Here is a 12,906-nt window from a genome sequence, read left to right on the forward strand (position 1 = left end):
AAGGCTAACGACGGCACGCCTCATCCGTGCCAGCCGTTATGGGTTCACGACCTAGGGCGCGGACTCATACAACCAATTGTTGCTGCTCGCGTTTTCTTCCTGAGTTTGGGTTTTCCAGCGCAGGAGGATCGCGATGGCACGGTTGTTCTGGCTCTCGGATGAGGCCTGGGCGCGGATCGAGCCGCACCTGCCGCATGGCCAACCGGGCAAACCTCGGGTCGACGACAGGCGGGTGATCAGCGGTATCCTGCACGTCCTGAAGGTCGGCTGCCGCTGGCAGGACAAGCCCTCCACCTACGGCCCACACACGACGATCTACAACCGCTACAACAGGTGGTCTCAGCGCGGGATCTGGCAGCGGCTGTTTGCCAAGATCGCAGCCGCAGGCCCCGTTCCCGACGAGTTGATACTCGACGCGTCTCACGTGAAGGCCCACCGCTCGGCCGCTGGCGGAAAAGGGGGGCCTGGAGTCAGGCGATCGGCCGATCGCGCGGCGGCTTCACGAGCAAAGTCCACTGCTTGGCCGATGGTCGTGGCCGACCAGTTGCGTTCGTCCTGACGCCCGGCAACGTGGCCGACATCACCAGGGCGCTGCCTCTGCTGCGCGCTGTGGTGCCGCCCAAGCGACTGATTGCCGACAAGGCCTATGACGCGCAGAGCTTGAGGGATTGGCTCAAGAGCCACCGGGTGATCGCCACCATCCCGTCCACGGCCACCCGGACGGTGCCCTACAAGCACAGCCGGATCGCCTACCGGCGGCGCAATCGGATCGAGCGCTTGTTCGGACACCTCAAAAACTGGTGGCGCGTCGCGACCCGCTACGATCGCTTGGCCTGCAACGATCTGGCCGCCGTCGCGCTCGTTGCCTGTGTCATCGCATGGACCTGAATGAGTCCCCTACCTAGACCCAGGACGCCGCCGACTGTGGACGCGGATCGCCGGGGACGTCGTCCCCGGCGCGAGGGCCGGAAGCCCCCGACTCACTGCCGAGCGGTGCAGCGCTTCTTCCCGCTTCTTTCCACCTTACGCGTCGCGAAGTTGAAGACCGACTTTTCCTCGATGGCGGCCGAGCCCGTGGTCTTCATGAACGACGCATAGTCTTTACAGTTCTTCGCCGTGGGCTTCTCGTCGATCTCCCCCCAAAACGTGAGCCCGCGCTCCTCGATGCTGAACTCGTCGCTCATGCAGCCCTCCGTGGGCTGGCAGCTTCCCTTCACGGAATAGCCGGTCGCCAGCAGCTTCCGTCCTCCGGGAACCTCGTGAATCGCGAGGGCGCGGTCGGGCCCGGTGCCGTTGTCGAGGATCAGGAACGACCGGAACAGGGCGATGTAGTAATAGGCGTCGTCATCCGTCGCACCCAGGACCACGTCAGTGCCGCGCGGGTCGACCTCGCAATCGGCTTTCAGCGCGGCCGTGGGCGGGCGGACCCGGAAGGTGGTGCCGACCGCGTCCTGCTTCTCCGTCGCGAGCACGGCCGCCACGTCGTTGCGATAGCAGTGCCATGCCACGGTGGAGGAGGGGGCCTGCATCGGACTGGGCTCGGCCCTGACTGCAGAAATCCCCAGCGCGACGAAAGCGCAGGAGAGGACCACAGAACGAAACGGCATCGTCGGCTCACTAGCGGAGGAATCGGAGCCCCACCCCACCACACTCGTCGGCCCCGGTCGATGGCGGCGGACGGCACCGGGGGATGCGTTCCGAGCTCAGGTGTTGAGGAGGCGGCTCAGCGTGTCCGCCAGCGTCAGAGTGAAGAGGATCGCCAGCCAGAACAGGCCGCAGGCGGCGGCGAGCCGGATCAGGGCGTCGGCGCGCCCGAGACGCATGAAGAGAACGGCGACGAGTCCCGCTTGCGTCGCGGCGATGCCGAAAGGGACAGCCCCCGCCAGCGGCTCGGGGAGGAGGCGGGCCGCGAGAAGGCCGAGGGCCAGCAGCGCCAGGAGCAAGGCCCAGACGACGAGGCCGCGGCGTCCGATCGCCCGCGCGGAGAGGGAGCGGGGCGCGCTCATCCGGCCCGCCCCGCGAGGTAGAGGACGGGGTAGAGGAAGATCCAGACCAGGTCGACGAAGCCCCAATACAGCGTCGCCACCTCGACTTGGGGATTTCCGACGAGGAAATCCGGCTCGCGCGCGCCCTTCCAGAGGAGCCGCGCGAGGAGCCCGAGGCCGATCGAGAGATGGATCGCGTGGAGGACGGTCGAGAGCCAGTAGAAGCCGAAGAAGAGCTGCGCCGGCCCTTCCGGAAGCGCGAAACGCGCGCCCGGCACCAGATGCCTCTCGATGTCCTCGCGGTATTCGAGCCCCTTCACCACCAGGAAGGCGAGGCCCAGGGCGAGGGTGGCCGCGAGGCACCACAGGGTCATGCGGCGCAGGCGGCCATCCTCGGCGGCCTGCGCCGCCACCGCCGCTCCGAGGCCGCTCGTGAGGAGGAGAACGGTGTTGATCGTGCCGTAGACGAGGTTGGTCTCCCGCGCGGCCGCGAGGAAGGCCTGCGAATGCTCCAGGCGCAGGGCCGCGTAGAGCAGGAACAGCGCCCCGAAGAACAGCACCTCGCTCGCGAGGAACACCCAGATCCCGAAGGCGGCGCCCGCGCGCTGGCGCGCGAGGGCCTGCGCCTCGGGCAGGGCGAGCTCGTCCCAGGGCTCGCGCAGCAGCTTGTCCGCCCCCGCGCTCACGTGAGCGACCCGTGCGCCGACATGCGGGGCTGGTCGCCGGTGGGTGTCGCGCCTTCCGGATGATAGTTGTAGGGCGGCGACAGCACCTCCGGGCGCCCCAGGAAATTCCCGCGGGGCGGCGGCGAGGTGGTGCGCCATTCGAGCCCGGCGGCGTTCCAGGGGTCGTTGACCGCGCGCGTGCCGAAGAAGATCGACCAGGTCAGGTAGCCGAGCGGCATCAGGTAGGCGACGGCGAGCACCGCCGCGCCGGAGGACGAGAGCACGTTCCAGACCTGAAATTCCGGCGGATAGACGTGGTAGCGCCGCGGCATGCCGAGATAGCCGGCGATGAATTGCGGGAAGAAGGTCAGGTTGAAGCCGAAGAACATCAGGATCGCGGCGAAGCGCGCCCAGGCCTCCGGGTACATCCGCCCCGTCACCTTCGGCCACCAGAAATGCAGGCCCGCGAAATAGGCCGACACCGACGCGCCGACCATGATGTAGTGGAAATGCGCCACCACGAAGTAGGTGTCCTGCACGTGCACGTCGATCGGCACGGAGGCCAGGAACAGTCCGGTCAGGCCGCCCACCGTGAACAGGCCGAGGAAGCCCAGGGCGTAGAGCATCGGCGATTCGAAGCCGATCTGGCCGCGGTAGAGCGTGGCGGTCCAGTTGAACACCTTGATGGCCGAGGGCACGGCTACGATGAAGGACAGGAACGAGAAGACCAGGGCGGCGAAGGGCGACATGCCCGAGGTGAACATGTGGTGGCCCCAGGTGAAGAAGCCGATCACCGCGATCGCCACCAGGGCGTAGACCATGAAGGAATAGCCGAAGATGCGCCGGCGGGCGTAGCAGGTGATCACCTCGGAGATCACGCCCATGGCCGGCAGGATCATGATGTAGACCGCCGGGTGCGAATAGAACCAGAACAGGTGCTGGAACAGGATCGGGTCGCCCCCTCTAGCCGGATCGAAGATCGGCAGGTCGAAGGTGCGCTCGGCGATGACGAGGGTCAGAGTCAGCGCCAGGACCGGGGTGGCGAGCACGAAGATGATGCTCGTCGTGTACATCGACCACACGAAGAGCGGCAGGCGGAACCAGGTCATGCCCGGCAACCGCAGGTAATGGACCGTGGCGATGAAGTTCACGCCCGTGGCGATGCTGGAGAAGCCCGACACGAACACGCCGAGCACGGCGAGCGCCACGAAGGAGTTGGAGAACACCGTCGAGTAGGGGACGTAGAAGGTCCAGCCGGTGTCGATGCCGCCGGCCACCACCGCAGCGAGCGTCAGCAGGCCGCCACCCATGTTGAGGTACCAGCTGATCAGGTTCAGCTTGGGAAAGGCGAGGTCCCGCGCGCCGATCATCAGCGGCAGCAGGAAATTGCCCATCGTCGTCGGGATCGACGGGATGAGGAAGAACCACACCATGACGATGCCGTGCAGCGAGAACAGCTTGTTGTAGGTGTCCGCGCCGACGAGATCGGCCTGCGGCGTGAACAGCTCCAGCCGCACCAGGGTGGCGGCCGCCCCGCCCACGAAGAAGAAGAACGTGATCGAGAGCGCGTAGAGGATGGCGATGCGCTTGTGGTCGGTGGTGAAGAGCCAGGAGCGCAGGGAATGCCCGTCCGCGAGGTAGCTGACCGGCAGGTGCAGGTCGAGCTCGCGCGGATTGGCGAGCGTCGTGGCGTCGGTGGAGGCGCCGCTGCTCATCGGGTCGGACTCCTGTGGCGGGGATGTCGCGGCATGCCCCTCCCGCCTCTGTGGGGACGGATGGAGGGCAGGTGCCTCGGCATCGATCGCGCCTGAAACGACGAATTCGTCACGGCCGCGCTCCCGCATCGGCCGGCGCGCCCGGCAGCATGGCGGGGCTGCGCGGGGTCTGGTTGGCGGGGGTCTGGCCCGGCGCGCAGATGTTCTCCGCGGGCGAGAGGTTCAGCGCATCGACCGGGTCGAACGTGTCGGTGCCGAGGCGGAGATAGGCGACGAGCGCCTGGATCTCCCCCTCGGTGAGCCGGCCCTCGAAGCTCGGCATGATCGCCTCGTAGCCGGCGACCACGTCGCGGCCCGGCTGCAGGATGGAATCGCGCAGATAGGCCTCGTCGACGGTGACCGTGCGCCCGTCCTCGAGGGATACCGACTGGCCCCAGAGCCCGGCGAGCGAGGGCGCGTGCACCTTGGAGCCGGCATCGTGGCAGCCCGAGCAGCCGCGCTCGGTGAAGAGCCGCTCGCCCTTCTCAGCGAGCCCGTCCCGCTCCGGCTGGTTCGAGAGCCAGTTCGCGTAATCCTGCGGCTCCATCACGATCACGCGGCCGAGCATGCGGGAATGATCGGTGCCGCAGAATTCCGTGCAGAGCAGGTGATAGGTGCCGGTTTTGGTGGCCTGGAACCAGGCTTCCGTCTGCTGATAGGGCAGGGCGTCGCGCTTCAGGCGGAAGGCGGGCACGAAGAACGAGTGGATCACGTCCTGCGAAGTCAGGACGAGGCGCACCGGGGCGCCGACGGGCACGTGCAGCTCGTTGATCTCGCGGGCGCCGCTCGGCCCTTGCGTCTTCCACATCCACTGTTTGCCGACGACGTGGATCTCGATGGCGTCCTTGGGGGCCGAATAGGCGCCGATCTCGACCGAGGCGGCCCACCAGAAGATGAAGACGAAGACGAACAGCGTCGCGGCGGTCCAGCCGATCTCGAACTCGCGGGAGACGATGTTCGGCAATTCGCCGCGCTTGGCCGGCGAGCCGCGCCGGAAACGGATCGCGAAGGTGACGACGAGCCCGACGACGAGGAGCACGATCGCGAGGGAGATCAGGGTCAGCCCCGCGAAGATCGCGTCCACCTTGGCCGCCTGGAGGGAGGCAGTCTCGGGCCGCAGGAAGGAGGGGATCAGGGCGATCACGGCGTCCCTCCCACTCCGGACGGCCTGGCTGGCCCGTCGCCGGGGGAGGGCATCGGGCGCGCGCCGCCGCCGCGGCTGCCGAGCGGGGGCACCCGCTCGGGCTGGAGGGGCGCGGCGTAAGCCGCCTGGCCCCGGCCGGCGAGCTGCCGCATGGCGTCCTCGATCGGCATGCAGGCGATGCCCTTCTCGCGGTCCACCCAGGCATAGCCGGCGAGCCGCCCGCGTTGTTCCTTCAGCAGGGCGGCGAGGTCGGCCTCGGGGTTCTGCTGCAGCCGGGGCGCCGGGAAGGTCTTGGGCGTCTCGACGAGCGGGCCGGGGACCTGGAAGCGGTAATAGAAGCGGATCCCGGTGAGCGTCGCCGCGGTGAAGACGACGATGAACAGGCCCGTCAGCAGGACCGGCCGCAGGGCGATGCCGGGGGGCTCGGTGCCGGGCCGGGCGTGGCCGACGACCTCGTCATGGACGCCCCTGTGGAGCTGTCCCGGTGCGCTCTCAGGCATGGCCGAGCCTCCGCCCGCACCGGCCGAGACGCCGCCGGGACAGGTGCGCGACGAGCGCCAGGACGGCCAGGAAGGGCAGGGCGAGGAGCGCCGCCGGGCCGGCCCCCGCACCGTAGGCGGGCAGGACGTACCAGGCGAGATGCAGGGCGACGCCGAGGAGGACGACGAGCCCCACCGCCCGCAGCAGGGCCGGGCTCCGGCGCACGGCGGAGAAGAGCAGCATCGCGAAGGGCAGCACGCCGCCGACGAGCAGCGTCGCGATCAGGATCCCGCCCCAGGGACTCTCGCCGCGTTTCAGATACCACGCCGCCTTGGGGGGCAGGTCGCCGTACCAGGCGACGATGAAGGACATCAGCTCCAGGTAGAGGACGCCGAGCAGGCTCGCGAGCATCAGGCCGGCGAGGTCCGAGGCGCCGCGGGCATCGAGCCCGGCCGGGCTGACCAGGGCGGCGAAGGCGAGGGCGGCGAGGATCTGGTGCAGTGCGACGCCCGCCGCGAAAGCCGAGGAATTGAAGCCCGGCTCCACGGAGAGGATCCAGTCGACGGCGACGAGGCTGATCGTCAGCCCGTAGAAGCTCAGGCCCAGGCCGGCGACGAGCTTGCCGCAGCGGCCCGCCCAGCACGCCCAGGCCAGCAGCGACCACCCGACGAGGGTCACCGCCGCGCGCAACAGGAACAGCGTCGGGTCGAGGTAGAGCTGCAAAACGTCGGGCTTGGCGCCTGCGCCCGCGGCCCAGGGATAGGTGGCGGGGAGCCCGAGCGCGATGCCGAGGAAGGCCAGCGCCACGAGCGGCACCAGGGCGGTGGCCGGCCGCAGTACCGGCGCCAGCGTCTCGCCCCAGCGCCCCCCGGTGAGGGCGTGGATCATGAGGAGCACGAGGCTGCCGACCGGGACCGCGCTCCAGGCGATCCAGGCGACGAGCCAGCCGCGGGCGAGGGCCTCCGTCACGGCAGTTTCTCCCGCAAGCCCGGCACCTCGGCGACGCGGGCGCCCTGGGAGAGTTGCAGCGCGCGGATATAGGCGGCGATGGCCCAGCGGTCCCGCGGCTCGACCCGGGCGGCGTAGGAATACATCACGCCGTAGCCCCGGGTGATCACGTCGACGACGTAGCGGGCGGGCGCCGCCCGCAGGCGGTCCTCGTGATAGGAGGGGGGCGCCGGAAAGCCCCGCTGCACGACCATGCCGTCGCCGTGCCCGGTCAGCCCGTGGCAGGGGGTGCAGAAGGCCTCGTAGCGCTGCCGGCCGCGTGCCAGCAGGGCGGCATCGACCGGCGGCGGCTCCTTCAAGGCGGCCTCGCGGTCGAGCGCCCCGACCTCCACCGTGCCCTCGGGCGGGCGCCGCGCCTCGGCCCCGTCCGGGAAAAGCGGGGCCTTGCCGTAGACCTCGTAGCGGCTCTGCGTCTGCATGGACTGGTCCCCGCAGGCGGCCAGGAGGAGGAACGGCAGGACCAGGGGCGGGAGAGCGCGGAGACGCCTCATGGCGGCATCTCCGAGACCAGCGTCGCGCCGGCCTGCTCCAGGCGCTGCCGCAGGGGGGCAGCCTCGCCCCGGGGCGCCACCAGGAGCAGGAAGCGGTCCTGGCTCGCCCGCTCGAATTGCGGCAGGGCGAAGAGCGGATGATGCAGCCGGGGCAGGCCGCAGGTCCACAGCATCGCCACGAACCCCGCGAAGGCCGCGGCCAGCACGCCGACCTCGAAGGGCACGAGCAGGAAGACCGGCCAGGAATGGAGGGGCCTCCCGCCCGAATTGAGCGGATAGGCGATCACCGAGGAATACCATTGCAGGGCGTACATCGCCGCCGCCGCGCCGAAGCCGGCGATGGCCATGACCGGCCGCACGGGGTTGCGCGGGGGCGCGAAGGCCTCGGTCAATGCGGGCACGGGGAAGGGCGTGAAGGCATCGAGCGCCCGATGGCCGTCCGCGCGGGCGACCCGCAGGGCCTGCACCAACGCCTCGGGCGTCTCGAACACGGCGAGCAGGGGGCGGCTCATGCGGCGGCTCCCTCGTCATGGGCGACCTGCCGGATCTCGTGCATCGAGACGATCGGGAAGATCCGCGCCAGGACCAGGAAGCCGAAGACGAACAGGCCGAGGGGCGCGATCAGGATCGCCACGTCGTAGAGGCTGACATGGTAGGTCCGCCACAGGCTTTCGGCATAGCCGCGGGAGAGCGTGTTCCAGACGATCAGGATGCGCTCGAGCCACATCCCGAGATTGATCAAGACCGCGATGATCGCGAGCGACCAGAGATTGAGGCGGACACGGGCGAACCAGAGCGCCTGCGGCACGAGGCAGTTGCAGAACAGCAGGCTGTAATAGAGCCAGCGGTAGTCGCCGGTGAAGAAATAGGCGACGACCCTGCGGTCGGCATGCTCGCCGCCATACCAGGCCATGAACCACTCCGTGGCGTAGGAGAGGGTCATGACGATGCTGGCGAACAGCATCACCTTGGCCATGGCGTCGAAATGGGCCGGGGTGATCACCACCTGCAGGCTCAGGCCCCAGCGGATGGCGATGGCCAGCACCACCACCATGGCGAAGCCCGAATACATCGCGCCGACCACGAAATAGGGCGGGAAGATCGATTCCTGCCAGCCCGGCATCAGGCTCGCGGCGAAATCGAGCCCGACGATGGAATGCACCGAGCAGACCAGCGGCACGGCGAGCGCCGCCATGGTCTTGTGGAAGCTCTCGTAGACCGCCCAGTGCCGGGCCGAGCCGCGCCAGCCCAGCGCCAGGGTCCCGTAGATCACCTGACCCGCCCGGCTCCGCGCCCGGTCGCGCATCGTGGCGAGGTCGGGCAGCAGGCCCGTGAACCAGAACACCAGGGAGAAGAGCAGGTAGCTCAGGATCGCCCAGAAGTCCCAGACCAGGGCCGAGCGCCATTGCGGCCAGAGTTCCATAGTGTTCGGGTAGGGGGCGAGCCAGTAGGCGTAGAGCGGCCGCCCGAGATGGATGATCGGGAAGATCCCGGCGATGGCCGCCGCGAACAGGGTCATCGCCTCGGCGAAGCGGTTGATCGAGGCGCGCCAGTGCTGGCGCGTGAGCAGCAGCATCGAGGAGATCAGCGTGCCGGCATTGCCGATGCCGATCCACCAGACGTAGTTGGCGATGGAGAAGCCCCAGACTACGGTGGTGTTCACCCCCGACAGGCCGATGCCAAGGACGAGCACGGCGCCGATGGCGAAGAGGGTGAGGAGCACCAGGGGCAGCACCCCGAGGAAGGCGATGACCCAGGCCCGGCCGGGCCCCCGCTTCTGGATCGGGTCGGCGACGGCGGCGGTGATCTCGGCATAGCCGAGCCGCTCCGGCGCGATCCATGCGTGCCTTTGCCCTGTCCCGCTCACGAGCGATCCTCCTTGAGGCGGGGATTCGGGGCGCGGAGATTGGCGAGGTAGGTCGTGCGCGGCCGCGTGTTCAGCTCCTCCATCAGCGCGTAGTGGCGCGGGTCACGACGCATCGCGCCGATCGCGTCGTCGGGCTGGGCGAGGTCGCCGAAGCGGATCGCCCGGGTCGGGCAGGCCGCCTGGCAGGCGGTGGTCACCGGCCCCATCGCCCGGCCGTCGCGCGCGGCGGCCTGGCGCTCCGTGGCGATGCGCTGGACGCAGTAGGTGCATTTCTCCATCACGCCGCGGGCGCGCACGGTGACGTTCGGGTTGCGCTGTGCCTTGACCGGCTCCGCCCCGAGATTGGCGTAGGGCTGCCCGTCCGCGTAGCCGAAGAAATTGAAGCGGCGGACCTTGTAGGGGCAGTTCGCCTCGCAGAAGCGGGTGCCGACGCAGCGATTATAGACCTGCAGGTTGAGGCCCTCGCCGTCATGGACCGAGGCCGCGACGGGGCAGACCGGCTCGCAGGGCGCGTGCTCGCAATGCATGCAGGGCACCGGCTGGAAGCCCGCCTCGAGCACCTCCGAGGGGCCGGCATCGTAGAGGTCGACGCGCAGCCAGTGCATCATCCGGCCCCGGGCGATCTCCTCCGGGCCGACCACGGGGACGTTGTTCTCGGACTGGCAGGCCAGCACGCAGGCATTGCAGCCGATACAAGCAGCCGTGTCGATCACCATGCCCCAGGCGTGGCCGTCCGCGTCCCCGTTCCAAGGTTCGAGCAGGCTCGGCCGGTCGTCGCCGATGCCCATGGGCGCGGCGTCCGCGAGCGCGGCCAGATCGATCTGGCGGAAGAGCTTCGCGGTCTCCCCCTCGATCCGCACGTCCTCCTGCGTGCGCAGGATCTCCTGACTGCGGCCGGTCCCGGCGAGCTGGACACCCGTCAGCAGCCGCGGCGATCCGAGGGTGGCGAGCGCATAGGCATCCGTGCCGATGCCGTTGCCGATCGCGCCGGCCCGCTTGCGGCCGTAACCCAGGGTCAGCGCCGCGACGCCCTCGGCGAGGCCGGCCTGAATCGCGACCGGCACCTCGATCGTGCGACCGCCCGCGCTCACCCGCACCACGTCGCCGGTCGCGAGCCCGCGCGTCTCGGCCTCCCGGCGGGAGAGCGCGAGAGCGTTTCCCCAGACCTGCTTGCCGATCGGCTTGGGGCATTCCTGAAGCCAGGCGTTGTTGGCGTAGCGCCCGTCCCAGAGGCAGGGATCCGGCCCCAGAACGAGGGTCAGGCCGCCGGGCCGCGGCATCTCCGGCAGGCGCGGCAGGCGCGGCAGGCGCGGCGCCGGCACCTCGACGGACACGGCGGCAGCGTCAACGAGGACGCCGTCATGCAGGCTCCTGCGCCACCAGCCCTCGAAATCCCCGCCGCCGCGATCCTTCCACGTCTCGCGGACGAGGGCGTAGCCCGACACCGCCGAGCGCCCGGACAGCATCGACAGGATCTCCGGCAAGCCACGGGTGTCGTAGAGCGGTCGGATCAGCGGCTGCACGAGGCTCACGGTGCCGTCGGTGGCGGCGAGGTCGCCCCAACTCTCCAGCTCGTGCGAGAGCGGCAGGTGCCAGTGGGTCGCACCGGCGGTCTCGTCGCCATGCAGGCCCGCATGCAGGCTGAACCGGGCCCGGCCGATCAGGGCCGCGATGTCGAGATCGGCCGGGGCCGTCAGCACCGGATTGCAGCCGAGGATCGCGAGGCAGACGACCTCGCGCCGGTCCAGCGCCTCGGCGAGGCTCTCCAGATCCGCCGGCGCGCGCCCGGCCGCCCGGTCGGGCGAGGCGATATAGGAGACCGGTGCCTTCAGCTGTCCGTTGATCCAGTGGGCGAGAGCGTGCCAGTCCGCCGGCAGATCCGGGCCGGCGAGGACCAGGGCGCGGCCCATTGGCCCCTTCAGATCCTCGACCGCGGCCTTGGCGAAGCCCCGCAGAGCTTCGGGAAGGTCAGGCCCAGGCAAGCCGGCACCGAAGGCGTTGGCGATGGCCGCCAGAAGTGCGGGCTGGTCGAGCGGGTGCACGGCGCGACGCTCGTCCGCCTTGATGCCGGTGAGCGTCGGCGCGGCTTCGGCCACGTAGAGCCGGCCGAAGCGGGCGGGGTCGCGGCGGCGCTCGGCGAAGGCCGAGGCGAAACGGATCTGGTCCGGCCCCGGCCCGAGGGGATCGGCGCCGACGCAGAGGATGGTTTCGGCCTGATCGGGCTGGGGCAGGGCGTGCAGGGGCCGGCCGAAGGCGCGCTCGGCGCCGGCTTCGACATGACCTGCCTCTACCGGCTCGTGGACATGCCAGACCGCCTCCGGCATCGCCCCGAGCAGGGCGTCGATCTGCCGGAGGAGCGTCGGCGAAGTCACCCGGCCGGTCACGAGATGGAGGCCACGACCCTTCTGCGCGCGCACCGTTCCCAGCGGGCCGGCAAGCGCTCGCTCGAATATGTCCCAGGAGCCGATGCCGTTGACCTTCTCGGTCACCGTGCGCGAGCGGTCCGGATCGTAGAGGTCGAGGAGCGCAGCCTCGGCGAAGACGTCGGTAGCGCCGCGGCTCGCCGGGTGCAGCGGGTTGCCCTCGATCTTGATCGGGCGGCCATCCACCGCGATGGCATGGACGCCCCGCGCCCAGCCGCCCAGGGACAGGCTGGTGGCGTAGCGCACGGGCACGCCGGGGAGGAGCTGCTCCGGCATGCGCACATAGGGCACGATCTCTTCGGAGGGCTTCGCGCAGCCGCCCGCGGCCAGGGTGATGCCGGCGCCGAGGAGTTGCAGCGCCCGGCGGCGGGACGGGGGCGTCAGCGGTGGCATATCGAGCACTCGCTGAGCCGGTCGGGGGACTTGATGTGGCGCTCCCGGGCAAGCCGGGCGCCGATCTCCGCCTGGTCGTCCGGCGGCTGCCAGGCCACGTCGAACACCGCCTCGTGCGGGCGCAGATTCGGGGTCGGGTCGCGGTGGCAATCGAGGCACCAGCCCATGGTGAGGGGCGCGGCCTGCCGCATCAGCCGCATGGTCTGGACGGGACCGTGGCAGGTCGTGCAGCCGACGCCCTTGGCCACATGCACCGAATGGTTGAAGTAGACATAGGCGGGCAGGTTGTGGACCCGGTTCCACCGGAGCGGCCGCCCCTCGGCGAGGCTCTGGCGCACAGGGGCGAGCATCGGCGCGCTCGTCCATTCCTGCGCGTGGCAGGTCATGCAGGTCTCGGTCGGCGGAAGGCCGGCGAAGGCCGTCTTCTCGACGGAGCTGTGGCAGTAGCGGCAATCGATGCCGAGGCCGCCGACATGGTGCTCGTGGCTGAACGGCACCGGCTGCTCACGCGTCACATCCTGCGCCGTGACGTAGGGCGAGCGCCACACGGCATAGGCCAGCCCGACCCCCAGCACCGGCGCGGTGGCCAGCGCGGCGAGGGCGAGGCGGATAACGGTGTCCGCGCCCGGCCGGAAGATCTGCACCATGCCCCGCGAAAACCCTTCGCCACGATCACCCTTGCGTCATTCCAGAGCG

General features: G+C 69.9%; 12 protein-coding genes and 1 pseudogene. 1 reads left to right on the top strand and 12 read right to left on the bottom strand.

What is annotated here, in order from left to right; all coding sequences use genetic code 11:
* Positions 1-133 precede the first annotated feature (133 nt).
* Positions 134-888 (top strand): annotated as a pseudogene (locus MFF21_RS07500) (IS5 family transposase).
* Between the two features lie 92 nt (positions 889-980).
* Here MFF21_RS07500 and MFF21_RS07505 read toward each other — a convergent pair.
* From MFF21_RS07505 to MFF21_RS07560, 12 genes are all read right to left on the bottom strand, one after another.
* The gene (locus MFF21_RS07505) at positions 981-1,607 is read right to left on the bottom strand and encodes a hypothetical protein (RefSeq protein ID WP_238310532.1); all 627 of its coding nucleotides are present in this window, start codon (positions 1,605-1,607) and stop codon (positions 981-983) included.
* Between the two features lie 96 nt (positions 1,608-1,703).
* Complete coding sequence (locus MFF21_RS07510) at positions 1,704-2,006, bottom strand: cytochrome C oxidase subunit IV family protein (protein WP_238310533.1); 303 nt, start codon at positions 2,004-2,006, stop codon at positions 1,704-1,706.
* A complete protein-coding gene (locus MFF21_RS07515; RefSeq protein WP_238310534.1) occupies positions 2,003-2,671 on the bottom strand; it encodes a cytochrome c oxidase subunit 3 in 669 nt (222 codons plus the stop codon). Before MFF21_RS07515 ends, MFF21_RS07510 begins: the two co-directional genes overlap by 4 nt.
* Positions 2,668-4,365 (bottom strand): cytochrome c oxidase subunit I, encoded by a 1,698-nt coding sequence (ctaD, locus tag MFF21_RS07520; RefSeq protein WP_238310535.1) that lies wholly within the window; start codon positions 4,363-4,365, stop codon positions 2,668-2,670. Before ctaD ends, MFF21_RS07515 begins: the two co-directional genes overlap by 4 nt.
* 109 nt (positions 4,366-4,474) lie before the next feature.
* A complete protein-coding gene (gene coxB / locus MFF21_RS07525) occupies positions 4,475-5,548 on the bottom strand; it encodes a cytochrome c oxidase subunit II (protein ID WP_238310536.1) in 1,074 nt (357 codons plus the stop codon).
* Positions 5,545-6,048, bottom strand: a complete 504-nt coding sequence (locus tag MFF21_RS07530; RefSeq protein WP_238310537.1) for a hypothetical protein — start codon at positions 6,046-6,048, stop codon at positions 5,545-5,547. The genes coxB and MFF21_RS07530 overlap by 4 nt, the downstream gene beginning before the upstream one ends.
* On the bottom strand, positions 6,041-6,997 hold the full coding sequence (locus MFF21_RS07535; protein ID WP_238310538.1) for a hypothetical protein: 957 nt from the start codon (positions 6,995-6,997) through the stop codon (positions 6,041-6,043). Before MFF21_RS07535 ends, MFF21_RS07530 begins: the two co-directional genes overlap by 8 nt.
* A complete protein-coding gene (locus MFF21_RS07540) occupies positions 6,994-7,527 on the bottom strand; it encodes a c-type cytochrome (protein WP_238310539.1) in 534 nt (177 codons plus the stop codon). The genes MFF21_RS07535 and MFF21_RS07540 overlap by 4 nt, the downstream gene beginning before the upstream one ends.
* The gene (locus MFF21_RS07545; protein WP_238310540.1) at positions 7,524-8,039 is read right to left on the bottom strand and encodes a DUF3341 domain-containing protein; all 516 of its coding nucleotides are present in this window, start codon (positions 8,037-8,039) and stop codon (positions 7,524-7,526) included. Before MFF21_RS07545 ends, MFF21_RS07540 begins: the two co-directional genes overlap by 4 nt.
* On the bottom strand, positions 8,036-9,394 hold the full coding sequence (nrfD, locus tag MFF21_RS07550) for an NrfD/PsrC family molybdoenzyme membrane anchor subunit (RefSeq protein ID WP_238310541.1): 1,359 nt from the start codon (positions 9,392-9,394) through the stop codon (positions 8,036-8,038). Before nrfD ends, MFF21_RS07545 begins: the two co-directional genes overlap by 4 nt.
* Positions 9,391-12,210 (bottom strand): 4Fe-4S dicluster domain-containing protein, encoded by a 2,820-nt coding sequence (locus tag MFF21_RS07555; protein WP_238310542.1) that lies wholly within the window; start codon positions 12,208-12,210, stop codon positions 9,391-9,393. Before MFF21_RS07555 ends, nrfD begins: the two co-directional genes overlap by 4 nt.
* Positions 12,198-12,857, bottom strand: a complete 660-nt coding sequence (locus MFF21_RS07560) for a cytochrome c3 family protein (RefSeq protein WP_238310543.1) — start codon at positions 12,855-12,857, stop codon at positions 12,198-12,200. The genes MFF21_RS07555 and MFF21_RS07560 overlap by 13 nt, the downstream gene beginning before the upstream one ends.
* Positions 12,858-12,906: the final 49 nt, after the last annotated feature.

The organism is Methylobacterium organophilum, assembly GCF_022179465.1.
Classification (GTDB): Bacteria; Pseudomonadota; Alphaproteobacteria; order Rhizobiales; family Beijerinckiaceae; genus Methylobacterium; species Methylobacterium organophilum.

Bases quoted from the DNA above. Each gene is read 5' to 3' on its own strand.
- MFF21_RS07505 (WP_238310532.1), bottom strand. From the start codon at position 1,607: ATGCCGTTTCGTTCTGTGGTCCTCTCCTGCGCTTTCGTCGCGCTGGGG.
- MFF21_RS07510 (WP_238310533.1), bottom strand. From the start codon at position 2,006: ATGAGCGCGCCCCGCTCCCTCTCCGCGCGGGCGATCGGACGCCGCGGC.
- ctaD (WP_238310535.1), bottom strand. From the start codon at position 4,365: ATGAGCAGCGGCGCCTCCACCGACGCCACGACGCTCGCCAATCCGCGC.
- MFF21_RS07530 (WP_238310537.1), bottom strand. From the start codon at position 6,048: ATGCCTGAGAGCGCACCGGGACAGCTCCACAGGGGCGTCCATGACGAG.
- MFF21_RS07540 (WP_238310539.1), bottom strand. From the start codon at position 7,527: ATGAGGCGTCTCCGCGCTCTCCCGCCCCTGGTCCTGCCGTTCCTCCTC.
- MFF21_RS07545 (WP_238310540.1), bottom strand. From the start codon at position 8,039: ATGAGCCGCCCCCTGCTCGCCGTGTTCGAGACGCCCGAGGCGTTGGTG.
- MFF21_RS07555 (WP_238310542.1), bottom strand. From the start codon at position 12,210: ATGCCACCGCTGACGCCCCCGTCCCGCCGCCGGGCGCTGCAACTCCTC.
- MFF21_RS07560 (WP_238310543.1), bottom strand. From the start codon at position 12,857: ATGGTGCAGATCTTCCGGCCGGGCGCGGACACCGTTATCCGCCTCGCC.